The 25,338-nt window shown below is 60.8% G+C and carries 26 protein-coding genes; 7 read left to right on the forward strand and 19 right to left on the reverse strand.

All coding sequences use genetic code 11. From position 1 onward, the window contains the following. From V6590_RS11230 to V6590_RS11250, 5 genes are all read right to left on the reverse strand, one after another. Window positions 1-2,333, reverse strand: a 2,333-nt coding sequence (locus V6590_RS11230) for a VirB4 family type IV secretion system protein (RefSeq protein WP_335422971.1), incomplete at its 3' end; no start/stop codon positions are given. Further along, entirely contained in the window at window positions 2,323-2,589 is a 267-nt protein-coding gene (locus V6590_RS11235; RefSeq protein ID WP_335422973.1) for a VirB3 family type IV secretion system protein, read from the reverse strand. The genes V6590_RS11230 and V6590_RS11235, both read right to left, overlap by 11 nt. A 15-nt stretch (window positions 2,590-2,604) precedes the next feature. Beyond that, window positions 2,605-2,904, reverse strand: a complete 300-nt coding sequence (locus tag V6590_RS11240; RefSeq protein ID WP_335422975.1) for a TrbC/VirB2 family protein — start codon at window positions 2,902-2,904, stop codon at window positions 2,605-2,607. Between the two features lie 12 nt (window positions 2,905-2,916). Continuing rightward, window positions 2,917-3,525, reverse strand: coding sequence for a lytic transglycosylase domain-containing protein (locus V6590_RS11245; protein WP_335422977.1), 609 nt, complete (start codon window positions 3,523-3,525; stop codon window positions 2,917-2,919). Next, window positions 3,506-3,847, reverse strand: a complete 342-nt coding sequence (locus V6590_RS11250) for a hypothetical protein (RefSeq protein ID WP_335422979.1) — start codon at window positions 3,845-3,847, stop codon at window positions 3,506-3,508. Before V6590_RS11250 ends, V6590_RS11245 begins: the two co-directional genes overlap by 20 nt. A gap of 401 nt (window positions 3,848-4,248) precedes the next feature. On the opposite strand from V6590_RS11250, the gene V6590_RS11255 reads away from it, so the two are divergent. The 3 genes from V6590_RS11255 to V6590_RS11265 all read left to right on the forward strand — a co-directional run bounded on the left by V6590_RS11255 (window position 4,249) and on the right by V6590_RS11265 (window position 6,145). Further along, window positions 4,249-4,449, forward strand: a complete 201-nt coding sequence (locus V6590_RS11255) for a hypothetical protein (RefSeq protein ID WP_335422981.1) — start codon at window positions 4,249-4,251, stop codon at window positions 4,447-4,449. Next, entirely contained in the window at window positions 4,446-5,084 is a 639-nt protein-coding gene (locus V6590_RS11260) for a hypothetical protein (RefSeq protein WP_335422983.1), read from the forward strand. The genes V6590_RS11255 and V6590_RS11260 overlap by 4 nt, the downstream gene beginning before the upstream one ends. Window positions 5,085-5,302: 218 nt before the next feature. Beyond that, entirely contained in the window at window positions 5,303-6,145 is an 843-nt protein-coding gene (locus V6590_RS11265) for a hypothetical protein (RefSeq protein WP_335422985.1), read from the forward strand. 344 nt (window positions 6,146-6,489) lie between these two features. Here the strand turns inward: V6590_RS11265 and V6590_RS11270 are convergent, their stop codons facing one another. The 3 genes from V6590_RS11270 to V6590_RS11280 form a co-directional block, all read right to left on the reverse strand. Then, window positions 6,490-6,753 carry a hypothetical protein gene (locus tag V6590_RS11270; RefSeq protein ID WP_335422987.1) on the reverse strand — a complete coding sequence of 88 codons (264 nt, stop codon included), beginning with the start codon at window positions 6,751-6,753 and terminating at the stop codon, window positions 6,490-6,492. Window positions 6,754-6,787: 34 nt separating this feature from the next. Beyond that, window positions 6,788-8,164 (reverse strand): aldehyde dehydrogenase family protein, encoded by a 1,377-nt coding sequence (locus V6590_RS11275; RefSeq protein WP_335422989.1) that lies wholly within the window; start codon window positions 8,162-8,164, stop codon window positions 6,788-6,790. Between the two features lie 76 nt (window positions 8,165-8,240). Continuing rightward, window positions 8,241-9,014 carry an SDR family oxidoreductase gene (locus tag V6590_RS11280; protein ID WP_335422991.1) on the reverse strand — a complete coding sequence of 258 codons (774 nt, stop codon included), beginning with the start codon at window positions 9,012-9,014 and terminating at the stop codon, window positions 8,241-8,243. A 98-nt stretch (window positions 9,015-9,112) separates the two neighbouring features. On the opposite strand from V6590_RS11280, the gene V6590_RS11285 reads away from it, so the two are divergent. Next, window positions 9,113-10,072 carry a LysR family transcriptional regulator gene (locus tag V6590_RS11285; protein ID WP_335422993.1) on the forward strand — a complete coding sequence of 320 codons (960 nt, stop codon included), beginning with the start codon at window positions 9,113-9,115 and terminating at the stop codon, window positions 10,070-10,072. A 316-nt stretch (window positions 10,073-10,388) separates the two neighbouring features. Here the strand turns inward: V6590_RS11285 and V6590_RS11290 are convergent, their stop codons facing one another. The 9 genes from V6590_RS11290 to tnpB (V6590_RS11330) form a co-directional block, all read right to left on the reverse strand. Next, window positions 10,389-13,025 carry a molybdopterin-dependent oxidoreductase gene (locus V6590_RS11290; protein ID WP_335422995.1) on the reverse strand — a complete coding sequence of 879 codons (2,637 nt, stop codon included), beginning with the start codon at window positions 13,023-13,025 and terminating at the stop codon, window positions 10,389-10,391. Next, window positions 13,025-13,360 carry a nitrite reductase small subunit NirD gene (nirD, locus tag V6590_RS11295; protein ID WP_335422997.1) on the reverse strand — a complete coding sequence of 112 codons (336 nt, stop codon included), beginning with the start codon at window positions 13,358-13,360 and terminating at the stop codon, window positions 13,025-13,027. Before nirD ends, V6590_RS11290 begins: the two co-directional genes overlap by 1 nt. Next, window positions 13,357-15,783 carry a nitrite reductase large subunit NirB gene (gene nirB, locus V6590_RS11300; RefSeq protein WP_335422999.1) on the reverse strand — a complete coding sequence of 809 codons (2,427 nt, stop codon included), beginning with the start codon at window positions 15,781-15,783 and terminating at the stop codon, window positions 13,357-13,359. The genes nirD and nirB overlap by 4 nt, the downstream gene beginning before the upstream one ends. Window positions 15,784-15,788: 5 nt before the next feature. Continuing rightward, window positions 15,789-16,589 carry an ABC transporter ATP-binding protein gene (locus V6590_RS11305; protein ID WP_335423001.1) on the reverse strand — a complete coding sequence of 267 codons (801 nt, stop codon included), beginning with the start codon at window positions 16,587-16,589 and terminating at the stop codon, window positions 15,789-15,791. Window positions 16,590-16,595: 6 nt separating this feature from the next. Next, on the reverse strand, window positions 16,596-17,480 hold the full coding sequence (gene ntrB / locus V6590_RS11310) for a nitrate ABC transporter permease (RefSeq protein WP_335423003.1): 885 nt from the start codon (window positions 17,478-17,480) through the stop codon (window positions 16,596-16,598). A gap of 11 nt (window positions 17,481-17,491) precedes the next feature. Then, window positions 17,492-18,781 (reverse strand): CmpA/NrtA family ABC transporter substrate-binding protein, encoded by a 1,290-nt coding sequence (locus V6590_RS11315; RefSeq protein WP_335423005.1) that lies wholly within the window; start codon window positions 18,779-18,781, stop codon window positions 17,492-17,494. A gap of 270 nt (window positions 18,782-19,051) precedes the next feature. After that, on the reverse strand, window positions 19,052-20,227 hold the full coding sequence (locus V6590_RS11320; protein WP_335423007.1) for a CmpA/NrtA family ABC transporter substrate-binding protein: 1,176 nt from the start codon (window positions 20,225-20,227) through the stop codon (window positions 19,052-19,054). Further along, window positions 20,224-20,805 (reverse strand): ANTAR domain-containing response regulator, encoded by a 582-nt coding sequence (locus V6590_RS11325; RefSeq protein WP_335423010.1) that lies wholly within the window; start codon window positions 20,803-20,805, stop codon window positions 20,224-20,226. The genes V6590_RS11320 and V6590_RS11325 overlap by 4 nt, the downstream gene beginning before the upstream one ends. 313 nt (window positions 20,806-21,118) lie before the next feature. After that, a complete protein-coding gene (gene tnpB, locus V6590_RS11330) occupies window positions 21,119-21,505 on the reverse strand; it encodes an IS66 family insertion sequence element accessory protein TnpB (protein ID WP_335423012.1) in 387 nt (128 codons plus the stop codon). Window positions 21,506-21,747: 242 nt separating this feature from the next. On the opposite strand from tnpB (V6590_RS11330), the gene V6590_RS11335 reads away from it, so the two are divergent. The 3 genes from V6590_RS11335 to tnpC all read left to right on the forward strand — a co-directional run bounded on the left by V6590_RS11335 (window position 21,748) and on the right by tnpC (window position 24,090). Then, the gene (locus tag V6590_RS11335; RefSeq protein ID WP_335423013.1) at window positions 21,748-22,122 is read left to right on the forward strand and encodes a transposase; all 375 of its coding nucleotides are present in this window, start codon (window positions 21,748-21,750) and stop codon (window positions 22,120-22,122) included. After that, window positions 22,119-22,472 (forward strand): IS66 family insertion sequence element accessory protein TnpB, encoded by a 354-nt coding sequence (gene tnpB, locus V6590_RS11340; protein ID WP_335423016.1) that lies wholly within the window; start codon window positions 22,119-22,121, stop codon window positions 22,470-22,472. The genes V6590_RS11335 and tnpB (V6590_RS11340) overlap by 4 nt, the downstream gene beginning before the upstream one ends. A 79-nt stretch (window positions 22,473-22,551) precedes the next feature. Further along, on the forward strand, window positions 22,552-24,090 hold the full coding sequence (tnpC, locus tag V6590_RS11345) for an IS66 family transposase (protein ID WP_335423018.1): 1,539 nt from the start codon (window positions 22,552-22,554) through the stop codon (window positions 24,088-24,090). Window positions 24,091-24,102: 12 nt separating this feature from the next. Here the strand turns inward: tnpC and V6590_RS11350 are convergent, their stop codons facing one another. Then, window positions 24,103-24,366, reverse strand: coding sequence for a transposase (locus tag V6590_RS11350; RefSeq protein WP_335423020.1), 264 nt, complete (start codon window positions 24,364-24,366; stop codon window positions 24,103-24,105). A 276-nt stretch (window positions 24,367-24,642) separates the two neighbouring features. Beyond that, window positions 24,643-25,326: an NnrU family protein gene (locus V6590_RS11355; RefSeq protein WP_335423022.1), complete on the reverse strand. Its 684-nt coding sequence runs from the start codon at window positions 25,324-25,326 to the stop codon at window positions 24,643-24,645. Between the last annotated feature and the right edge of the window lie 12 nt (window positions 25,327-25,338).

Here is a 25,338-nt window from a genome sequence, read left to right on the forward strand (position 1 = left end):
AATCTGGGCCGCGCGGCATACTCCGTGCCGAAGGCATTGAGCCCCGCCTGACCGCCGCCAAGCGCCGTCAGCAAAGACCCGAGCGCCTTCAGATCGACATTGAGAACGGTCGAGCCGCGTGGTGACCGCGACAGGACCAGACGCTGGCCCGGGATTGGGTTCAGGACGAAATCCAGCTCGCCATCTGTCAGCCGGAAACTGTCATAGTCGCTCGATGCCGCTTCGCCATTCGGGAATAGGATCTGGTTCGGCAGCGCTTCCAGGATCGACCGGGCTTTCGAGCCGCGGATCTGGCTCGGGAACTGGGTCATCATCACGACGACCACGTTCTTCTTCCGGGCCGTCACCAGCCATTCGGCGAGCTTCTTCGCGAAATACTCGTCGTCGAGAACCTTCCAGGCCTCATCGATCAGGATCAGCGTCGGGCGTTTTTCTTCGATCAGCATTTCGATCCGGCGGAAAAGATAACCGAGGATCGCGGTACGTTCGGTTCCAAGATCGAGGATCTCCGTCAGATCGACGGCCGTCACATCATGGCTGGCGAAATCCACCACCGGCTCTTTGGCCTCGCCGAAAATCCAACCATAGCGGCCGTCCGGCCCCCATTCGCGGAGGCGCTGTGCCAGATCGAGGCCGTCACCGACATCGCCGAAAAGTTCCTGGAACGATTGGAAGTTGCGCAAGCCCTCGCGAGCCTTGCCGTTCTGGGCGATGGCGGATTTCAGGGCCTCGGATTGCAAGGGTGTCATCGGACCGGAGCGGGATTCAAGAAGGGCCACCAGCCAGTCGAGAAGCCAGGCTTCCCCGCGCTCTCCGGCCTCGGTCGCGAGTGGGTTCAGACCCGTCGGGCGGCCCGCGCGCACCTCGGCATAGCGGCCGCCAAGGGCATGTACGGCCATTTTGAGACCGGCTTCCTTGTCGAAGATGATCGTTCGCCCGCCTGCCCTTTGCGCTTGGGCGGCAAGGAAGGCGACGGTCGTGGTCTTGCCCCCACCGGATTTGCCGAGAACGAGGGTGTGGCCATTGGTCGGCTCTGCCGTGGGGTCACCCGGTTCATGGAAGCTGAAGCGATGGAGTGAGCCCTGCAGCGTCTGAAACGCCGCAATCGGTGTCGCCCAGGGCAGACGCGCCTTTTCCGTACCAGTATCGGCGGCATGAAGGGCCGCCATGTCCGCGAAATTGATCGACGACACTGTCATGTCGCGCGCACGGTAATCCATGTTACCGGGATGCATGGCAAAGAAGGCCGCTTCGAGCGCGGTCACTTCGCGCACGAGCCGCATGCCATTCTGATGTGCGATACCGCGAATGCGGGCAACCTCGGAGTCGAGCGCCGCTTCTGTTTCGGCAAAGACAGTGATGGTCATTTGATGGAGGCCAAAACCCAGCGTACCGCTTTCGGCCTTGTCAGCAGCTTCAAAAAGCTGTGCTTCGATTGTCGCGGCGATGTCCTCGGAGGCCCGCATTTGCGCAACCCGACGCTTTACCCGCTCAGCAATGCTGCCGCGCTCGATGGGCGTGTAGCTGTGGCTGATGATCGTATCCTGCGCGGCCCCAAGTGCGTCCAGCATTCCCGGCCAGGTCGCATTGGCATAGGATTTGACATAGAGGACAGCGGCAAGTTTCGGGTGGTGGGCCGCACCCTCTTCTATCTCGACAACGCCCTTGCCAAATTGCACCGACGCCCCTGCGGCATCTTCCGCCAGAAGGCAATACGGGCTGCGCGGATGTTCCCGCAACTCGCCGGTCAGAAGCGAGGCGTAGAAGCCGACAAGGCGTCCATCACTGATCTTCATCCTGCGTGTCGTGATGCCAAGACCGGTCTCGAGGATGGAGGCCACCTCGCGCAGTTCTTCCAGACGGCGGGCGGTGTCTTCGCCCCAGACCCGGGCCGCAGCCTTGCCGAAGAGCGGAACAGCCAGCGGCGTCCCTTGTCGCCGGACAACAGTCAGGATCAGAACTGAGTCCTGCAGGTTGCGACGAGACAGCTCCTGAACCCAGGCCTTGTCGATGTCGGCCGCAAAGCTCGTCCCCTTGATTGGCACGATCCCGGTTTCCGCGGGTCGCATCATGCGGTGCAGATAGAAGGTGAAACGCTCGTCGAGCGTATCCAGCAGATGCGCGAAGCCGGCACGAAGGGCTGAGACCGCAGCCATACCGGATGTGATGCCGTCGATGCCCGTCACTTCAATCGACAACATCAGCGCGTTGTCCCGCGTGCGGACAACCTCGTCATCAAGCTCGATGACGTAAGGAAGATGGGCATAGATCTTCGGGCTGGCCAGTATCAACCGCCCTGCCCTGCCCCGCGCCCCTTCCCGTTCAAGAAACATGGCGCCGCCTCCGGTTCAGGATGGCCAGCGGCGTCACCTGCATCATGACGGCAAAAACGTGATGCCCGTTCGGGTTCACCTTGGTGGCAATGCGTGCGAGCCCGTACCAGATGGGGGCGGTCAGAAACCACCAGACTGGCTTGAACAGGATGAAAGGCAGCACGGTCATCGCCCCCACTGCCATGGCATAGGGCATTGGCAAGCCGAAGAATTTGGCCTGACGGGAAAGCCCGAGGATGACCGCGCTTTTCTCCAACGCTCCGACCTCGCCTCAGCTGAAAGATGAGCGCAGGTTGGCAACGATGGCGGGTCCCGCGAACACGAGGAAGGCACCGACCACCACCAGCGCCACCCAGGCCCAGGAAATGCGGTTGAAAGCGGCTAGGAAGCCGGTCACCACGAAGGCAATCCCGAAGAAGGCCGTTGCCAGCGTCCCCCGGAACGAGTCCAGCAGACCCGTGGCCACTTTCTCGGCCTTCGCGAATTTTACCTGTGCCAATGCGGGGTCCGCATGGATGGCCAGAGCCAGCCCCGCGGCCAGCGCGAGGAGAACGAGATGGGATTTTTGCATGGGGTCCTTCCGTCAGGTATCCGCAAGTATGCGGTCATAGGCCGCGAAGACCCGTCCGATATGCGTCCGGGTCTCGCGATAAGGGGGGATGCCGTTATACCTGCGGACAGCCTCCGGCCCGGCATTGTAAGCCGCCAGAGCCAGTTCGAGGCTGCCGAATGCGGCCAATTGCTCCAGGAGGTAGCGTGCGCCACCATCGAGGTTCTCGATCGGATGGTCCGGATCGACGCGGAGATATCGTGCCGTGCCCGGCATCAGTTGAGCAAGACCGATGGCCCCGGCATGGCTGACCGCGCCTTGCGTGTAATTGCTCTCGACCTTGATCATCGCCTGAAAGAATGCGGCCCATTCGGCAGGTGACAGATCAACCGCATCAAGGGCAGGGTCATCCTGATACCGGGCGGCGACCATGCGGATGGCCGGCAAGACCTCCGACACCGCCGCGTCGGCCATCAGGCCGGGGGCATTGATTGCCCGTTCCGGCTTCGTGGCAGCTTCCTTGATGTTTCGTCGGGCAGGCACAATGAGCTTGCCCTTGCCATCATAGCGCAGGACGGCGGCATGCGCGGTGCCCAGATCCGTCGCGGACCCCTGCCCCGCCTCATCCGTCCAGCGGATCACTTCCGCCCGGGCGGCTCCGCATGCTCCGCCGGACATCGCCAACGACAGAAGGCACATCGAGATGATCGAGGTTGAGCTTGCCGAAGGCGAGGCCGAACATGCCAATGGGCGAGCTGACGATGCGCTCGCGCGCCAATGCCGTGACCAGCATGAAGCGCTCACCCGAGGCATTGACGACATGAAAGAGCCATTCGCCGGAGAACCGCCCCTCGGGGTCCGGCGCGGATACACACTCGATCTCAACCGTCGCTCCTTCCGTTGCCGCCATCTTGCGGAAATCGCGTTCCAGCAAGACCGGCAGAGTTCGCCTTTTCATCGACATGGGGTCCCCTCGGGTTCGATCCGTCACGGATCGTTGTAGCCGAAAGCTTTCCGTGCAGCGATGCCTAACAGAAACTCTGGCGCATACAATGCGAAAATGACAAACACGATAAAATGGGCAAGCATCGCCATCCACAGCCCGTCTCGGCAGCATGGACGGTTGCGCGCTGGATGACTGCGAAAGGATCAAGGGTGTCAATGAACTCAACTGAGCGGCAGGCCACGCGCGACCCGCAAAACAAGGGTCCATGCGTGATCTCGTGGCCGTCAATCCATCTGCGGTTCACGCATATATCAGGCGCGCTTCGGGTCGTGTCTAAAGCAGCGGCATGCACATTGATCGGATCAGTCGCTGCCCCCGCACAACCTGAGGTGATTCGCTGTCAGCCGCCTGATGCGCCGATGATCGCGCTCCCGGTCGAGGTCCTGGCCGAGTACCGCACAGAGATCGCGGCCGAGTTCGAGGCTTACTTCGCGTCGGTCTCGGTGCATATCGCCTGTCTTGATGAAGAGCGCACCCGCGCAATGGAAGAGGCCCGTTCTGCGACGGAGGCCTACACCCGCCTCCTCAGCTCCCCCCCTGTCAGAAAGGACCTCCCGTGAAACTTCGCCTCCCTGCCCTGCTCCTTGGTCTCGGGTTGTCGATCGTCGCGCCCGCACCGGCCGCGGCCTATCCGGTCGACTGCGCGATCCTCCTCTGTCTCGCGGGGGGCTGGCCGTCCTCGACCCAATGCGCCCATGCGCGCGCGGTCTTCATCCGCCGCATCACACCCTGGCCGATCGAACCGCCGCTGCAAATCTGGAACTGTCCGATGCGGGCGACTGTCCGAGGTGCGGCGAGGCCCTTGGCGCGTCTGTTCGACATCTCTGCACGCGGTGATCCGCTGCCGCGCCCGGCAGAGCCGGGCGCATCTTCGGAGCTACATCTTGCTCTGGATCGGGCAGATATCGACATCTCCGATCCGGCGTTTGACGTTGTACGGTCGATCCGCGTGTTCGAGATCACCCACCAGCAACGCCGCAACAGAGAGGGCGACTGCAAGAGCTGGAGCCGCGTGTATCTGGGCAGTTATGGTGCCCAAGGCGACTACAGCCGCCGCCCGAGCAGCCTGTCCGCTGTTCCGGCAGCCTCAGATCTCGCGATACCGGCAGATTGCTCCAGCTACCGGCACAGGTCCGTCTTCGTCGAGTGGCGCGATCATGAAGGCCGCTACGGGCATGAAGAGGTTCACTACTGAGAACCTGACCTATCGCCACCCCCCGGGAAACCAACGAAAGACCCAGGCCTCAAAAACAGAAACGACGCCAGACCATAGGCCCGACGCCGCACTGATTTCTTCTTGGTCGTAGAAACCTAGCGCGCAGCTTGGACCCGTTCAACCGGCAAATGCCTTTGCCGGATCGAAAACCAGCACGCCTGATGGTCAGGTGTCGGCCCAAGACGGAACGACACATCATGGAACTCACGACCGGTGCCATTCTGCGCCGCATCACCGAAACACCACTTTCCACGGCGGCTCACAAGCTTGCGACGATCATCCTCGACGGCATCGCCTGGAAGGATGGCTACAACGGGCTTGACCGCGGAACGGCCGCCTTCACACTGGCGCATCTGGGCCAAAAGATGGGGGTGTCGCGGCAGCATCTGGCGGCGCTCCTCGCCGAACTTTCGGCATCCAGTCTGGCGCTTGTTCGCTGGAAGCCGAATGGCAAGTTCGCGCCCTGGCTGTTCAGGTTTGGGGGAAAAGACAATGTCGATCCTCAGGCAGATGTCGTGTCAGCCTCAGACGACATATCACTATCTAGTAAGACTAAGAACAAAACTATCTTTGCAGGTAGGATCGAGATTGATTCTGGGACCAACGTCTACAGAACGCCGTGGGCGGATCTGATTAAGGCCGCGAAAGCGTCCCTCGCTTGCTGGAACGTCGATACGCAGGTCATCTGGGACCGCTTCCTTGCCTTCAACAGTGCGCGCGGGAATGCGGCAGTGCCAGCAGGGTTCCTCTTGGGATTCATGCGCAAGTGGCGAACGTCACCAGATGCCGACTGGAAGACAGATAAGCATGCGGTGCCGGAGCGTGCATTGGCGCCGGAAGACTTGGAACTGCATCGGCTGATTGCGGCAGCACCAAGCAAGAATAGAGGGTTCCACGCAGCCGACCTGTGCCGTCGTATCGGGCAGGAATCTTACAATTCACGCGTCCTCGAGACCATGCAACGATTTGGCTGCATGCGGTTCGCGGCGACGCTCGCGGTTCATGGGCAGGCCGTCTTGTCGGGGGAAATCGCAAAATGACGTTTCAAGATCATAACGTGACACTTCAAATGTGACCATCATTACACTATTTTTGCATGCTGCATAGCCCCTGGTAATTAGGCGGTCCCATGGGGTTTTGTGTGTCCTGTGAACGAAAAGTCCAATTCATTTGCATTGAAGTGGTGGTAAGCTGCTTTCATCGCGGCCATAAAGTAAGCAAAAAACAAAAGCGTTAACTCACGTACCGACCGCGCGATAATCTGGTTAGGTTTTGAGGCCCGACGACTGAAGATACTCGGCGGCCTCAAAGCCTGCGAATACTTCTGCAAAATCTGAACATCAGAGCCGACCCGAACCACTCAATGCCAAGAATGAACCCTTCTTCAGCCTTTCGAAAGATACAAAATTGCACCGAAGGCTAGTGCTGTCGGAACCGCGAGTACAATCAGCAAGACCGGCAATTCCTCCGCCATGCTGTACCCCGCTTTAGTCACGCCCACCCACATGTTGGTCAATGAAACGCCTGCCCAGACCGGCATAAACCACTTTAGGGCAAGCGCGATGTCTGCTGCGCCCTGGCCCCAAAGACGCCCGAAGAGGGCAAACACGGCCATAAGCAATGCGCCGCCACACAGAACCATTGCCATATGCATGCAATTTCTCCCTTTGTTGTTTCTGGCATTAGCCGAAGACACTGAGCGACTTGGCAATGTCCTTTCCTGCATAGGGTGGGAAGACATCCAGATCAACATCTGGATTTCCGATCAGCATGGCTTTTCTGTTGCTAAGCGCGTCAAATCCCGCCTTGCCGTAGTATTTCCCCATACCGGATGCACCCACACCACCAAATGGCAAAGTATCGATCCAGCAATGGAGGTTCGTCTGGTTCACGCAACCACCACCAAATGAAAGGCTTCCAAGTATTTTGTCGACCACAGCTTGATCCTTGGAGAAGATATAGGTTGCCAATGGCTTCGGCATCCGCTTGATCGTCATCAGCAAGGTGTCAATATCGTCATAGGTCAGGACAGGCAGAACCGGGCCAAAAATCTCTTGCTGCAGCGCAGGATCGCTCCAATCTGATGGATAGAGAATTGTCGGCTCCACATAACGTGCCGCGATGTCCGATCGGCCGCCAATGACAACCTTGTCGGGTAGAATATAAGACGCAACACGAGCAGCATCATGCGTGGTTATCATCCTCGCAAAATCGGGGCTTTGCTGTGGGTCGCTGCCGTACATCCGCCTAATCGAAGTCTTGAGGTGCTCGACAAACAGGTCTGCCACGCTTTGGTGCACACAGACAAACCCTGGCGCAATACACCATTGCCCGGAAATCGCATTATGCCCCCAAGCAATCCGATCAACCGCAATTTCAAGATTCGCCGTTGCATCCACGATTGTCGGGTTTTGTCCACCCAGTTCAAGGATGACTGGTGTCAGGTGTTCTGCTGCGGCCCGCATCACGACCTTGCCCACGGCTGAACTGCCCGTGAAGAATATGAAGTCGAAGGGGAGTTCGAGAAGTTCTGTTATCTCGGCCCGTCCGCCCGTGACGACTGTCACATTTTCAGGAGAAAAGTATTGCGGAACCAACTTCTGAAATAGCGCCGCAGTTGCTGGTGTGGTGTTGGCCGGTTTCAGGACCACGGTATTCCCCGCGGCTAGTGCAGCAATCGCCGGATCGAGCAACAGCAGGATTGGTGCGTTGAAGGGGCCGATCACGAGTGTGACGCCATACGGTTCCTTGTAAATCACACCTCGATTGCCTGTAGCCTCAAGCCCCTTGGGAATTGCTACCGGTTCGGGTGCTATCAGGCTTGGTAAATTGTCGCGGTAGTATTTTATGACACCGGTCGGTACCGATATCTCGAACATCTGTTCAAAGGGAGGCTTGCCAAAGTCCGCATACAATGCGGCGCACCAGTCATCTTTGTTTTCGAGCAACATACGCTCCATCCGATCAAGTTGCTCGAAGCGCCAATCCAAGGATTTGGTGGTGTCAGACAGAAAATTTTCGCGTTGCGCATCAAGAAGGGATTGGAAGCGGTTTGACATAGGGCACCTGTATTTGCTGATAAAGGGAACATCGGAACAGGGCGGCCAGAACTATTCTCTGACCGCCCTCAGACAATTACTTCGTCGTATAGCCGCCGTTCACTAGGATGGTCTGTCCGGTCATCCACCAACCTTCGGTAACCAGAAACCGCACCCACGGCACGATATCTTCAATATCGGTCAGGCCGGTCTTGGAGAAAGGTGAGAGCGCTGCAGCGGATTTGTGATAGGCTTGTGCCTCCGGCGTTTCCTGACCATAGAAGAACGAGGTATCCATCGGCCCAGGCCCGATGGCGGTGACTGAAATGCCTCTCGCACCGAACTCTTTCGACGCAGCACGTGTGAAATGTTCAACCGGAGCCTTGGTGCCCGCATAGGTGGCATAGAAGGGAGTAAAGGCACCCAGAAGTGACGTGACCAGAGTGCAGACCGCACCATTGTCATTCACGGCCTTGCCAGCTTCCTTCAGGAAAAAGAACGCGGTCTTGCTGTTGACTGCACTCATTTCGTCGAATTCCGCTTCAGTCGTCTCAGTCAACGGCTTTTTCAGAACCTTTCCCACCGTATTGATGGCAATGTCCGGGCGCCCGAAAGCGGCCGTCGCCTTGGCAAAGAGGTCTTCCATGGCATTGGCTGAGGTCAGGTCGGCCTGAATGGCGATGGCATCCGCACCTGCCGCCTTCACGGCAGCCACGGTTTCGGCGGCGGCGGCCTGTGTTGCCGCGCTGTTGAAATGCACGACAATTGCCTTGGCGCCGTGCGCAGCAAAATCGCGTGCGATCAAGCCACCCAGGTTCTTCCCTCCGCCTGCGATCAGAACGGTTTTGCCGGTAATGCTGCGATTGGTCATCGTGATCTCCAGAACATTTAACGATGATCTCAAAGTATTGTGCTCCTGTTCTGGATAAACGTATGTTCTCTGTCATCATATGTCAGAGAATCCGACCAATGGACCGCATTGATCTCTACCGCATCTTTGTTCGTGTCATCGAAGCCCGAAGCTTCACGCGGGCGGCGGACACCTTGCAGTTGCCACGTTCCAGTGTTTCAGCAGCCATTGCAGAGCTCGAAGCCCGGCTGGGCACCCGCCTGTTGCATCGCACAACGAGGACCGTCACTCCCACGGATGAGGGCGAGATGTTTCTGGAGCGATGTCTGCCCTTCCTTGCGGATTGCGACGAGATGGAGACCATGTTTCGAAGCGGCGCCCGAAGGATGGAAGGGCGCATCCGTGTAAATGTGCCCGGACGAATCGGGAGACTGATCGTTGCCCCTGCGCTGTCCGAATTTCTTGAACAATGGCCCGGCCTGCAGATCGAACTGGGAGTAACGGATCGGGCCGTTGATCTGGTCGGTGACGGTGTGGATTGTGCTCTGCGCGTGGGCCCCCTCGCTGACTCGCGGTTACGAGCACGCAAAGTCGGTGACATTCAACAGATCAATGTCGCGAGTCCAGCTTACCTGGCAAGATACGGTAAGCCCCGGTCCCCTACCGAACTGGATCAGCATTGGCAGGTTGCCTATGCATCGCCTTCAACCGGTAGGATCGACGATTGGGAATGGATGGCTGTCGGCAGATTGCACAGCCGACCTGTTCCCTGGAAGGTCAGCACAAACAACGCAGAAGGCTATATCGCCGCTGCACTTGCCGGACAGGGGCTGATCCAGATCCCGGCTTATGATGTGGCGCTCCATCTGGCTGCCGGTGAGCTGATCGAGGTCATGCCTGAGGCGCGTCCAGGACCACTGCCAATGCATTTGGTCTTTCCCGCTTCTCCGCGCACCCCTCCCAGAGTGTCGATTTTTGTCGGCTGGCTGGAGGCAATCTTGAAAAGAAAGCTAATGATAAAAGGACAAAAGACTCAGCAGGACCTTGATGACGGCGCCGCCCAGATCAAGCGGTCTTGAGCTTACAGAATGCGCCGGCAGCGGATGCGTTGGTTGGCCGAAACGATCATCAAACACTTGGCGTACTATTCTACCCCCATCCCCAGTCTACACCACTAGGGTTCCGGTCTTGACCCCTAAGGTTCTCGCTTCATACGAAGCGACGACCCAGCCGCTATACGTATCCTCAATGGCCTTGACGGCGACTGGCGGCCCTAGGCAGCGGACCGTTCGCAGGGTCAGAGAGTCCACCGCATAGGGGCAAGCACCGATCAGAGTGATCTTGCCAAGGTCTCACCTGCAGCCGAGACGATATACGACAGACGGTCTAGAATTTTCATTCTGCTGCCTCGCGTTGGATGTGGCGATGGAGCAGCGCCGCAAGTTCGGGGCGGCAGGAGCCGCAGTTCGTGCCTGCTCCAAGCACCTCTCCCAAGGCTTGCAAGCTCAGCGCGTCGCCCTCCGCGATAGAACGCAAGATGGTGTTCAATCCGACATTCATGCAGGCGCAGACCGTAGGCCCGGGATCGGGCTGATCGGCACCGGGCCGGCCAGCCAGCGCGCCACCTTCTGCGGCCCCCAGCAGGGAGGCAAGATGACCTCGCGCCAGAAGGACCGGGTCACGTGCTACAAAGACGGCACCTTGCAACTGGCCCCTTTGGGCGATGGCAAAGCGATGTGTGCCGCGCGCGAGGTCTGTTAGGGTGGTCGTAGGCGGTGCGCCGAACAACTTTGTAGCCCACGCCGCCCAATCTTCCGGGGCATGGGCCCCGGCGAGTTCCAGTTGCGCTCCACCGTTGACAGAAGCCTTGGCCCAATAGTCGCAAGCGGGCATCAGATCCCGCTGCGATATGGCAAAGCCATACCAAGCCGCAGCAAACGGCCTGATTGCAACCGGGGTGGATTTGCTGGCCGGCTGGCCCGAGACGGGGTCTGTTACCGGTGCGACCAACGCATCGACGCGACCGGAAGGTGCGGTTTCACCCGTCCAGTGCATCGGCGCGAAGGGCTGGCCGGGAGCCACGGCATCGCTAATCATTACTCGCAGGATTGCACGGCCTTGCGGGCTGGTCAGTTCTGCCAGCGTTGCGGGAGCCAGGCCAACACGCGCTGCATCAGCAGGGTGGATTTCGAGATACGGCTCGCCAAGATGCTGCGACAGACGGGGGGCCATGCCAGTTCGGGTCATCGTATGCCACTGGTCACGGATGCGGCCGGTGTTCAGGCGGAAGGGATGAGCTTGCGTCACCTTTGCAGGCAGCCGGGCGGTGACGGGGACCATCCGACCGCGCTCGTCGGGGGTGTGAAACCGCCCGTTGCCAAAGAACCGCCCCCCCTTCTGCGCCGCCTGTGGCCAGACCACAGGGGCCAACTCCTCATAGTCGGCCCCTCGCAGACCCGAGATGTCGAAGTCGCTGCCAAGCGTACCCGCCACACCTGAAAGTGCGGCATGTTCGGCGAAAATCTCGGCAGGCGAAGCCCATTCGAAGCCGGAAAACCCCATCCGCCGGGCCACTTGCGCCAATTGCCACCAATCAGGGCGCGCCTGCCCCGGTGCAGGCAGGAAGGCGCGCTGACGGCTGATCATGCGCTCAGAGTTGGTGACTGTGCCATCCTTCTCTCCCCAGGCTGTGGCGGGCAGCAGGACATCGGCCAGACGGGCGGTGTCGGTCAGGGCGAAGGCATCGCTGACCACCACGAAGTCACAGCCCGCAATTGCTCGCGCCACACGATCTGCATCGGGCATGGAAACGGCGGGGTTGGTGTGCAGGATCCACAGCGCCCTGATCCGGCCGTCCTCGGCCGCGCGGAACATGTCCACGGCCTTTAGCCCCGGCCTGTCGGCCATGGTCGGGCAGGCCCAGAACCCTTGGACCGCCGCGCGATGGTCGGGGTTCTCCAGCTCCAGATGGCAGGCCAGCATGTTGGCCAGCCCGCCTACCTCGCGCCCGCCCATGGCATTGGGCTGGCCGGTGACCGAGAACGGCCCCATGCCCGGACAGCCGATGCGACCGGTAGCTAGGTGGCAATTCAGGATCGCGTTCACCTTGTCGGTACCACTGTCCGACTGGTTGATGCCTTGGGAATAGACGGTGACAACCTTCTCGGTTCCCGCCCACAGCGTGAGGAATTGATCCAGAACTGCGGGCGACAGCCCGGTATCGGTCACGTCGCTGATGCGCGCGGTGGCAAGGGCGGCTTCCAGCCCCTGAACATTTTGCAGGAATGCTGTATTCAGATGGCCATTGTCCGCCAGATGGCTCAAAAGCATGTTGAAGAGATGCGCGTCTGCTCCCGGTGCAAGTGCCAGATGCAGGTCCGCACCTTCGCAGGTTGCAGTGCGGCGTGGGTCAATAACCACGATCTTCGTGCCGCGGGCCGCCTTTGCCGCCATCAGCCGCTGGTGCAGCACCGGATGGCACCAAGCCAGGTTCGACCCGACCAGCACTACCAGATCGGCCAGATCCAGATCTTCATACTGCCCCGGCACCGTATCCGTCCCGAAGGCGCGGCGGTGCCCTGCAACAGATGACGCCATGCACAGACGGCTGTTGGTGTCGATATTGGCGCTGCCGATGAAGCCCTTCATCAGCTTGTTTGCAACATAGTAATCCTCGGTCAGCAACTGGCCCGAGACATATAGCGCCACCGAGTCTGGACCGTGCATCGCAACGGCCTGGGAAAGTCGGGTGGCGATCAGGTCCAGCGCCGCGTCCCATCCGGCTTCTGCCCCGTTGATGCGCGGCGCGAGCAGGCGCCCATCGGTTGCCAGGGTCTCGCCCAAAGCCGTGCCCTTCACGCACAGGCGCCCACGGTTTGCCGGATGATCCGGGTCTCCGGTGACGGTGACGTTGCCCTTGACGTCGGAAGCGACAAGAACACCGCAACCCACCCCGCAATAGGGGCATGTCGTCCGGGTGCCTGACACGCCTTCTTGTCGCGATGTGCGAAAGATCGCGGGAGATACAGGCATTACGCGGCCGACCGCCGCCGAAGAAATTCAGCGTCCAGCAGCACCCGACCAGCTTCGATCCGCACCGCGAACCGGCGCACAGCCCCCTCGTCCACCCCGATCGAGAGACCGGTCGTGAGGTCAAACACCATCGCATGCAGGGGGCAGGTCACTGACGTACCATGCACGATCCCTTCGGACAGCGGGCCACCCTTGTGCGGGCAGCGATCATCGATGGCAAAAATCTGGTCGTCTGCGGTACGGAAAATGGCAACGCAGCCTTGTGGGGTCTTCACCACCCGGGCCCCCTGACGGGGAATGTCGTCCAGCGCGGCAATGTCGATGAAGCCGTTCATTCTGCAGCCCTCAAGGTCAGATCAGCCACCGGGGCCCAGTCGGCCGGGGTTGTGGCGAGTTCGGCCCATGGGTCGGTCTGATAGATCGACTGACTTACCATGAACCGGTCATACAGCGCCCGCCGTGTCACTGGATCAGCAACCTGCTCCTGGCACCAGTCAAGCCCAACCTTGGTGACCCATTTGTAAATGCGGTGCAGGTAGCGGGCGTTTTCGCGGTAAAGCTGCGTGAAGGCCGCTACCACCTCAAGCACCTCGGCCTCACTCGTGGCTTTGTACAAGAACTCGGTCTCCTTCACGTCCATCCCTGCAGCCCCGGCCACGCTGATTTCATAGCCACTGTCCACACAGACGACGCCAATGTCCTTGCACGTCGCTTCGGCGCAGTTGCGCGGGCAGCCGCTGACGCCAAGCTTCACCTTTGCCGGCGTCCACGATCCCCAGAGAAGCTTCTCCAGCCTGATCCCCAGCCCCGTCGAATCCTGCGTGCCGAAGCGGCAGAATTCTGACCCCACACAGGTCTTCACCGTGCGCAGTCCCTTGGCATAGGCATGGCCCGAGACCATACCGGCTGCGTTGAGGTCAGACCAGATCGCAGGCAGGTCTTCCTTGCTGACGCCCAGCAGGTCGATCCGCTGGCCACCCGTCACCTTGACCATGGGCACATTGTACTTTTCCGCCGCATCGGCAATGGCGCGCAACTCGGCCGGGCTGGTCACCCCTCCCCACATGCGCGGGACGACCGAATAGGTGCCATCCTTCTGGATGTTGGCATGGTTTCGCTCGTTCACAAAACGCGACTGGCGGTCATCAATGTATTCGGTTGGCCAGTCCGAGATCAGGTAGTAATTCAGCGCAGGACGGCAGGAGGCACAGCCCCCGACCGTCTTCCATCCCAGCTCCTGCATGACCGCGGGGATGGACTTCAGCTTCATAGACTTGATCAGCCGCCGCACGTCTTCATGTGTGTGGTCGGTGCATTTGCACATCGGCGGATTCGTATTGGCGGTGAACCCGTCTCCCAACGTCAGCGCCATGACCTGCTCAACCAGATTTGTGCAGGTGCCGCAGGATGCACTTGCCTTGGTCGTTGCGCGCACGGCATCCAGTGTCATGGCACCGCCAATGATTGCCTCTATGATCCGGCCCTTGCAAACGCCGTTGCAGCCACAAATTTCCGCCTCAGGCGGCAAGGCTGCAACGGCTGCCAAAGGGTTTGCGGATGCCCCCCCCGCAAAGGCAGGACCGAAGATGAGCGTATCGCGGATATCGGACACATCCTTCTTCTGCCTGATAAGGTCGAAGAACCACGACCCGTCAGCAGTGTCGCCATACATCACAGCGCCGATCAGGTGGTCACCTTCCAGGATCAGCCGCTTGTAAACCCCGCGCCCCGGATCGCGGAAGACAATATCCTCGCGTCCCGGGCCTTCGGCGAAGTCGCCCGCGCTGAACAGATCGACCCCTGTCACCTTCAGCTTGGTCGCCGTCTGCACAGGCTTGAACGCGGCGTCCTGCCCCAGCAGAGTCGCAGCCAGTACCTTGGCCTGATCGTAGAGTGGCGCCACAAGCCCGAACAGCTGCTTGTCATGCTCCACGCACTCTCCCAGTGCAAAGATTGCCGGATCTGAGGTGCGCATCTGGTCATCTACGGTGATCCCGCGCCCAACCTCGAGATGCGCGTCATTCGCCAGACGCACTTCCGGCCGGATGCCCACGGCCATGCAGACCAGGTCAGCCGGATAGACCGTGCCGTCTTCCAAAAGCACTGCCTCGACGTGATCCTTGCCAAGAAGTGCCTTGGTCGCGCCCTTGCAATGAATGCGGATGCCACGGCTTTCGAGGTCCTTCTGCAACAGATACCCCGCCGCCGCGTCCAGCTGACGCTCCATCAGGTGGCCCATCAGGTGGATCACCGTGACCTCGGCCCCTCGTGCCGCCATGCCAGCAGCCGCCTCCAGCCCCAGAAGGCCACCGCCGATAACCACCGCCTTTGCACCTGGATGACTGGCCGCAATCATTGCGTTGGTATCTTCCAGGTCGCGATAAGTGCAGACGCCTTTCAGTTCCTTCCCTGGGACCGGGATGATGAACGGGGCCGATCCCGTGGCGATGACCAGCGCGTCATAGGGAACCCCGCCCTGCGCAGAATACAGCACCCGATTGTCCCGGTCGATCTTGACCGCAGCCTCGCCAAAACGGCAATCGACACCATGGCTTTCGTACCAATCCGCGTCATGCGTGACGATCTGCTCATAGGTCTTCTCGCCCGAGAGCACCGGCGAAAGCATCAAGCGGTTGTAATTCCCGCGCGGTTCGGCGTTGAACAGCGTGACGTCGAAATCACCGCCTGCGTCAAAGATGTGCTCCAACATCCGGCCCGAAGCCATGCCCGCGCCGATCACGACAAGTCTCTGTTTCATATGGCTTACTCCGCCGCTTCGACAAAGCGGTGACGTTCATAGAGGAACCGCAGAACCGCCTCGCGGGCGCGGACGTAATCGGGGTGGCTGGCCAGCGCGATCCGGTCGCGCGGGCGGGGAACTGCGACGGGAAGCACCTCACCGATGGAAGCGGCGGGGCCATTCGTCATCATCACGATCCTGTCTGCCAGCAAGACAGCCTCGTCCACGTCATGGGTAATCATGATCATCGTGTTCTTCAGCCGGGCGTGGATATCCATTACCGCGTCTTGCAGATGCGCGCGCGTCAGAGCATCCAAGGCACCAAACGGCTCATCCAGAAGCAGGATCTTCGGCTCCATCGCCAGCGCCCGCGCGATGCCCACCCGTTGCCGCATCCCGCCTGAGATTTCACCTGGCCGCTTGTCGGCGGCATGGGTCATCTGCACGAGGTCCAGGTTCTGCATGATCCAGTCATGCCGCTCTGGCTTGGACTTGGTGCTGCCAAAGACCTTGATCACCGCCAGCTTCACATTGTCATAGACCGAAAGCCAGGGCAGCAGGCTGTGGTTCTGGAATACAACTGCGCGGTCAGGCCCGGGGGCGTTCACTTCACGCCCCGCCAGCTTGATCGCGCCAGTCGTAACCTCGGTTAGCCCGGCGATTAGGTTCAGAAGCGTGGATTTGCCGCAACCGGAATGGCCGATGATCGACACGAACTCGCCCTTGTCGATCGTCAGGCGGATGTCGGCCAGAACCTCGGTCGTCTTCGTCCCCTTCGAGAAGCTTTTGAAAACGCGATCGATCTTGAGATAGCTTTGATCCATGACCCCTTACTCCGCCGTGCCACGAGAAACGACGCGCCCGATCCAGCCCACCAGCCGATCCAGGATGAACCCAGTCACCCCGATATAGACCAGCGCCACAATAATGTCGGTCAGACGCGAGGAGTTCCACGCATCCCAGATGAAGAAGCCGATGCCCACACCTCCGGTCAGCATCTCGGCCGCCACGATTGCAAGCCAAGATAGGCCGACACCGACGCGAAGGCCGGAAAAAATGTAAGGGGCTGCCGAAGGTATCATGATCTTCCAGAAAAACTCCACCTGGTTCAGCCGCAGAACAGCCGCCACGTTGCGGTAATCCTGCGGAATGGCCCGCACGCCGGCTGCCGTGTTGATGATGATCGGCCAGATCGCAGTGATGAAGATCACGAAGATCGCCGAGGGTCGACTGTCCATGAAGGCGGCAAGACTGATCGGCAACCACGCCAGCGGCGGCACCGTGCGCAGCACCTGAAAGATCGGATCGAACCCCCGCATCATCAGCGCCGATTGCCCCAACACCGCGCCGATCAGCACGCCAACCACCGCCGCAAGGCCAAAGCCATAGGCCACCCGCTCCAGCGAGGTCAGGACACGCCAGCCCAACCCTATGTCCTGGGACCCATAGACGAAGAACGGGTTGACGATAAGCTCGCGGCTCTGCTCCCAGACATCGGTGGGGGCGGGCAGGCCCGAACCTCCGCCGGAGGAGGCGACCTGCCAGATCACCAGAAGCACGATCAGCACCACCACAGGTGGGGCAATGCGTTCAGTAAGGACCCTGCCCGGGGTAGCCAGCCGCTGCCGTGGCCGTGCGGCCACGGGCAGAGATAGGACCTGCCCTGCCGGTGGCGCAGCAGGAACTTCGCGGGGTTTCAGCGCAGTCACAGCCATCGCCCCGCCCCTTATGCCATGGCCTTGATCGACAAGCTGTCGAGATAGGCGTCCGGGTTCGCCGGATCGAAGCTCTTGCCGTCGAAGAAGGTTTCTACACCCCGGCTGTCACCGAACGCAGAGGTGTCGATGCCCAGACCCGCTGCCGCCAGCAGCCAAAGATCGCTGCGGTTAGTCGCATCAACCGTGGCCTTGGTGTCGAGGTCACCAGGGAAATAGCCCCAACGTTTGTTTTCGGTGATGAACCAGCTGTCCAGCGACTTCCACGGGAAGGACGTCGCACCATTGCGCCAGAAGGTCATCGCCAGAGTGGGATCCGAGACCTTCTTGCCGTTGCCATAGTTGAACTCGCCCTTGATCCGGCCGCTGATGTCGTCAACCGGAACATTGTACCACTGACGGCGGCCGATGATCTGGGCCATCTCGTCTTTGTTCGCGGCGTCCTCGCACCAGATTTGCGCCTCCATCACCGCCATCATCAGCGCGATGGTCGCATTCGGATTCGCATCGACCCAGTCGGCCCGCATGCCCAGCACCTTCTCGGGGTGGTTCAGCCACAGCTCGCCCGTTGTCGCAGCCGTATACCCTATCCCCTGGTTGACAAGCTGCTCGTTCCACGGCTCGCCGACGCAGAAGGCCTCCATATTGCCGACCTTCATGTTGGCTACCATCTGCGGCGGCGGCACAACGATCAGGTCAACGTCCTTGCTCGGGTCGATTCCTCCCGCCGCAAGCCAGTAGCGAATCCACAGATCATGCGTACCACCCGGGAAGGTCATCGCCACCGGCACTTCCGCCCCCGAAGCCTTTTTGGCAGCAAACACATCCTTCAGGGGCGCGCTGTCCAGCCCGACACCCAAGTCGGCATAGGCCTGGGTGACCGACAAGCCCTGGCAGTTCTCGTTCAGCCCCAGAAGCGTGTACATCGGCAGCGGCTGGTTATTCTGCATCACGCTGCCGGTGGTATAGAGATGTACCTTTGGCCGCAGGATATGGCCACCGTCGATCCCGCCATTGGCTGCGCCCAAGGCCATATTGTCGCGCGTGGCACCCCAGCTGGCCTGCTTTTCGACCCGCACATCCGGCATCCCGTACTTGGCGTAGAACCCCTTCTCCAGCGCGATGATCAAGGGAGCGCTGTCGGTCAGGGCGATGTAACCCAGCGTGCAACCAGTCACTTCCGGTACGGAGGTCGCAGCCCAGGCACCGCCTGGCAAGGCAAGCTTTGCGGCAGTGACGGTAGCGGCAAGGCCAGTGGCGGATTTCATGAAGCTGCGACGCGAGGGTTGAAGAAGGGTCATCGGGCAAATCCTCTGGCAGGTGCCCCGAAGCGGGGGCTTGGGCTGGGGTCAAACGCAAAAAGCCACCGCAATCGCCGACAATGGTCGGGATCGGTGGCGTCGTTGCCGTGTCGGGTAACCGCATCCTTGCGGTGTCAGGCGCTGCAGGGCTTCGTTGCCTTGCGCTTGATCTGACGGTGCCTGACCTCATCTGGACGGTCAAGCGCTGCAGTGCAGTATCGCGCTTGCAGCATCACATTTCCGCAAGGCAGTCGGGTTATGCCCAATTCTTCAGCGCAAGGCAAAAGGTGGCTCGAAGGTTTCACTATCAAAGAAGGAGTCAGGACCCAGAATCATCTGACCTTTTTCCGAAGCGACAGCGGTCGGATGCGCCATTGCGCCTTCTACCCGTGCCGAGGCTCCGGGCAGATCTGCCCCCGCAGCGCGCAAGTGTTGGCGAAAAAGGTCGGTTCGGAACACGCCCATCGCCGCTTCCATTGCCACCACCTCGTCCAGTCCATGATGTTGTGCGATCCGACGTGCCAATAGCGCCGCAAGGCTTCGCCAAGGGAAGTTCGCGGCCCCGGCATGAAAGCGGATGAAGTCTCGATACTGGCGAACCTCACCGGCTGCACTGATATGCAGCCGATCCATCAGCCCGCGTTCACTGAGTTCCGGCGGAAGATTCAGGTATTCGGGCCTGGACAAAATTTCTGCGGCTGTCGTCCGGTTCTCTGCGCCATCCAGCCAACGGCAGGCCCGCCAAACGGCCCGCATCAGCCTCCCTGTCTCGTCGGGCCGCGCCTCGGCAAAGTCGCGGGTCAGGACAAGACCCTTTTCCGGCGGCGAGGCCCATATCGCACGACCCGCCAGCAGTAGAACCCCTACCCCGCGTTCCACGGCATACGATGCCCAAGGTTCACCGACGCAGAAGGCATCCACCTCGCCTGCGGCAAGGGCATCGGCCATCCGGGGCGGTGGTACTGTGTGGATCGACATCCGCGCTGCCAGTTCGCTGCCCTCCAGCCAGCGCCGCACCAGTTCGGCTTGCGTCGAAAAGGGGAAGGGCACGCCAACGCGCAGCGCTCCGGGAACAGCCCCCGCTAAGGCATTCCGCGCGGCCAATGGGTCACCGAAGCCAAAACCGTGGCCCGCAGCCCGCATAACCTCGGCCAAAGCAGCGCTGACAGCAACAGCCTGACCGCCAACTGACAGCACCATGGCCAGATCGAACCGAGGATAGGCCGGGCCCAGCCCCAGAGCCTGCGCAATCGGCAGGGGCACCAGCATATGTGCCGCTTCGATCCCGCCCATGCCCAGCATGTCCCGACATTGCGCCCAGCTTTGCAGGCGGATCAGATCCAGCACCAATCCTTCCTCTGCGGCAAAGCCCAGTTCGGCTGCGACGAACAGCGGGGCTGCATCGGTCAGCGGCACATAACCAAGACGCAAAAGCTTAAGGCTCATGTCAGAAGCCCCGCTGCCATCACCAACTGCTGGGCGATATCCGCCATGCGGCGGTTTTGGTCCATCGCAGTCTTGCGCAACAGTGCGTAGGCCGCCTCCTCATCGATCCCCCGCGCCTTCATCAATATGGCCTTGGCCCGGTCGATGGTCTTGCGATCCTCAAGCGCCGCCTTGGTGGCAGCCAGTTCCGCGCGCATCTTGTAGAACATGTGGAACCGCGCAATCGCGGCATCGAGGATCGGCTTGATCCGTTCCGGCTGCAGCCCATCGACCACATAGGCCGACACTCCGGCCTCGATCGCTGCACGCGTCAGGTTTTCGTCGGACCGGTCCACGAACATCGCCACCGGGCGTTCCATCGGACCTGAAACCAACGCAAGTTCTTCAAGCACATCGCGCGACGGATCGCCCGCGTCGATCAGAACGATGTCAGGCCGCTGCTCTGCTATCCGCCGGGCTAGACCTGTCTCTTCTGCGATCACCGTGATCGAATGGTCGCCCGAGGACATAAGACCATCCACGATCCGCAAGGCGCGGTCGCGGTCGCGTTCGACAACAATGATGGACAGCCGTGCCATGTCGCAAAACCCTTTCTCCCAGTGCGGTGGCAAGGAACGGCAAGGACGCAACACCCGTCGCGCGCATGACCACGGAATTTGCGACAAGCGCACGATTTACAAGCAGGTGTATCGCCGTATGCAGGTTCTTTGAGCGATACACGAGTCTTGCAGGATCACCGGCAAACTCCATGCTCCGTCTACTCTCCGGCCCGCGTGGATCATGGCCTGCGCAACGCGCAGCAAGTCCGCAAGTTTGGTGTCGCTACAGATGTCGCTACAGATATAGATGTTCAAGGCCACCGACCGCACTCCCTCAAACATCAATCCAGGGTCAAGCTGCGAAGAACTGACTGAACTGATGCGGTGGATGCCTCCCTCTTCTCGGTTCCAACAAAACCACTTTGGCACACTCGATGCCGTCGGGTGGGGGCATCCACCGCATCAGTTCATGGTTCAACATCATGACCCCATCCTTGATCGCGGGCCAGGTGAAGGTCGAATCCTCAAGCCGCTTGTAGGCCATTACCAGGCCGGTGCCGTCCCAGTGGAGCAGCTTCAGCCTGTCCGCCCGGCGCGAGCGAAAGACAAAGACCGTCCCGGTGAATGGATCCTGGCGCAACACAGATGACACCAGCGCTGCCAACCCGTCATGACCCTTGCGGAAGTCGATGGGCTTGGTCGCGACCAGAACCCGCACCAGGTTGGACGGGAACATCATCGGCTGACCACCAAGGCATGCACGACCGAGGCAATCCGCTCCGCCGTGGCACCCGCTTCCAGACGGATCACTACCGCGCCCGCAACAATCTCGGGCCGGACTGCGGTGTCAGTCTCTCCATTCGGGGCTTCACCGTAAGCGCTGTCCTGACCCCACCTTCCTGCTGAATCCGTAAGCTGCGATGCGCCCTCGTGTGGAGATTTGCACGGGAGGTGTCAGTGGGAGTCCATCGGGAGCGCGGTATGGAGGCCGTTGGGTTTGTGGAGTTGCTGGCAGCTCCTGCAGCCAAGCGTCGGTGGTCTGACGAGGCGAAGGGTCGGATGGTGGCTGAGACGCTGGTTCCGGGCGTCACGGTGAATGAGGTGGCGCGTCGGCATGGATTGAAGGCCAACCACTTGTCGTCCTGGCGGACGCTGGCCCGGAAGGGCAAACTTGTTGTGCCCGAGGTTGTGGGAGCAGAGTTTGCAGCACCCGTTGCGTCGCCGATGGTGGTCCCGACAGTGCCAACGATGGCGTTGATTGAACTGATCATGGGGCCGGTGACGGTGCGTTTGGATGCGGCCACGCCTGCGGCACGGATCACGGAACTGGCGATGGCGCTGCGGGCCCTATCATGATCTTCCCGTCGAACCGTGTGCGGGTAATGGTGGCCACGAAGCCCATCGACTTCCGCAAAGGGCACGACAGCCTGGCCGCGATGGTGAAGAATGAGCTGCGCAAGGACCCGTTCACCGGGACGGTCTTCGTGTTCCGCGCGAAGAAGGCGGATCGTTTGAAGCTGCTCTACTGGGACGGCACCGGTCTGGTGATGGCCTACAAGCGACTGGAGGAGCATACCTTCACCTGGCCTGCCGTGACGGACGGGTTGATGCTGGTGAACCACGCGCAGTTCGAGGCGCTGTTTGCGGGTCTGGACTGGCGGCGGGTTCGGGCCATCGCGGCGAAGGCCCCCGAAGCCGTAGAATGAGCCATTCAAGGCTGCGGCAGGATGACTCAGTCGGCTCTTTCTAGAGGCATAGCCCATGGTGGTTTGGTAAAAACCGGCCATGTCGAAGACCGCTGACCTGCTTGAAGAAATTGCTGCGCTGAAGGCGATGCTGATCGCCGCGGACGCGCGCGACCAGCGCAAGGACGAGCGGATTGCACGGCTGGAAAAGCTGGTCGCGGCCTTCAAGCAGGCGATCTTCGGTCGGAAGTCGGAGAAGAGTGATCCGGACCAGTTCGAGCTGGCACTGGAAGATCTGGAAACCGCGATGGCAGTGATCCATGCCGAAGAGGATGCCGAGGATCGTGTGGCCAATCGCCCTGCCAAACCGCGTGCTGCCAACCGTGGATCGCTGCCCAAGCACCTGCCGCGCATCGAAGAGGTCATCGAGCCGGACAGCATGACCTGCGCTTGCGGTGGCTGCCTGCATTGCATCGGTGAGGACATCTCGGAGCGGCTCGACATCGTGCCCGCGCAGTTCCGTGTCATCGTCACCCGCCGCCCGAAATATGCCTGCCGCTCCTGCACGGATGGTGTCACCCAAGCCTCCGCACCGGCGCGGCTGATCCCCGGCGGCATGCCGACCGAAGCCACAGTCGCTCATGTGCTGGTCAGCAAGTATGCCGATCACCTACCGCTCTACCGTCAGGCCCAGATCTACAGCCGCCAGGGCGTCGATCTCGACCGCTCCACCCTTGCAGATTGGGTGGGTCGCGCCGCCTTCGAACTCCGGCCCGTCTACGACGCGCTGATGGCGGACCTGAAGCTATCAACCAAGCTCTTCATGGACGAGACCCGCGCCCCCGTGCTCGATCCGGGGGCGCGAAAGACCAAGACCGGATACTTCTGGGCGCTGGCCCGTGATGACAGACCTTGGGGCGGCGCGTCGCCACCAGGGGTGGTCTTCACCTATGCCCCCGGTCGAGGCGGGCAGCATGCCGAGCGGATCTTGCAGGGCTTTGGCGGCATTCTGCAGGTCGATGGCTATGCCGGATACAACCGACTTATTGCAACGGACCGGATCGGTCCGGGCATCCAGCTTGCCTATTGTTGGGCCCATGCCCGACGCAAACTGATCGAGATCACCCGCACCGGTCCCGCACCGATTGCCGAGGAAGGCGTGGCCCTCATCCGCGATCTCTACGCCATCGAGGCCGAAATCCGCGGCCGAGCCCCCATAACCCGACTGGCCGTCCAGCAGGATCGCTGCGCCCCGATCCTCGACCGCCTCGATGACTGGCTGGCCCACCACCGTGCCCGTGCGTCGGCAAAATCGCCCTTGGGCGAGGCGCTAACCTACATCGCCAAATACCGCGAGGGCCTCGGCCGCTTCCTGACCGATGGTCGCGTGGAAATCGACAACAACTCCGTAGAACGCACCATCCGCCCCATCGCCCTAAACCGCAAGAACGCTCTCTTCGCGGGCCACGACGCCGGAGCCGAGAACTGGGCCGTCATCGCCTCGCTGATCGAGACCTGCAAAATGAACGGTGTCGAGCCTCATGCGTGGCTGTCCGCCACCCTCACCGCCATCGTCCAAGGCCACAAGCAGAGCCAGATCCACTATCTGCTCCCGTGGAGTTACGCCGTCACGGTGTGATCGGCACACCGCTTACGCTTCACCAACCGGGCCGACCATCAGTGCCGCAAACTCAACCGGATCCTCCGGCGCAGGCAGCACCAGCCGCCCTTTCCGCGCCAGCGTTCGCCACGACGACACATGGTTTGCGGGCAAGCCGTGCCGACGCGCCACTTCGTTGACCGTCGCGCCGGGCAGCAGCGTCTCAGCGACCACCCGCGCCTTCACCTCATCCGGCCACTTCCGGTTCCGGCGGCCGCGGCCACCAACCGGGAGAACCTCCAATGTAGCCTCCATGGAGAAACTCCGTCCTTATCTTCACTGTGCTCCAATGAGACAATCAGGACAAAGGCTGGAAGGTGGGCGCCTGGCGCCGCTTACCATTAAACAATGGGTTGACAGCGATCATGAGAGCAGGCTGCTGAAAAAGGATTTTGAACCTGCTCATCGACGAAAAGTGTTTCGGTTTCCGCCCAGAAGAGCGAGAAACCCACGTCCTGCACGGCGTTTCTAGGCGGATTTCCCAAGTTCTGGCATTCGGCCGAGGAGCCCAAGCACTTTTTCAGCAGCCTGTTAGACCCCGGGCCAAAAACCGATCATCTGTTCATGCAGATGCCACAAGACGGCCCAAGTCACCAGCGCAAGCAAGCTGCGCAGCACTGGCGGCGCCCCCTGCGGTCGCCAGCGGCCCCCAATCAGCGCAAGCCCCGGCACAGCACTGGTTCGCGCGGTTAGCCGTGCCCATTCTTGCTGGCCCATGGCAGCGCGGCGGCGGTGCTCCACCATTGAGATGCCAATAAGGGCCATTGCCAGAAACGGCGCAAACAGCATGACATGGGCCAGATCCCCATTCGGCAACAGATGCAGCCCCGCCCAAAGCGCCAGTGACCATAGCAAGGGCTGGCGTGTTAAGCCGGCAACCCCCGGCCTGTCTGGATTGAAACCAGCGGTCCGCCCTTCAAACGCAAATGGATTGGCGGCCCCGATCCCGAAAACCGCAAGCGCGATTGCCAACGGCATGCCAAGATTGATTACCCAGCGGTGCCAAGTCTGCTGATCCCACAATGGTACGAAGGGGGCACGTTCTGCCGCTGAGATCAACCACCACAGCAGCAGCACGGAAATCAGAGAAAATCCGATTGCATAGCCGTGTGGCCCCATCACAGACAAAAGCCGGGCTCTCACGCCAGGGGCCGCTGGAATACGATGCGACGCCAGAAACACTATCATGGCACAACAGAACTCAATCCACTCCATCGCACGCCTCTC

The sequence above is a fragment of the Gemmobacter denitrificans genome (assembly GCF_036964905.1).
Lineage (GTDB): Bacteria > Pseudomonadota > Alphaproteobacteria > Rhodobacterales > Rhodobacteraceae > Gemmobacter > Gemmobacter denitrificans.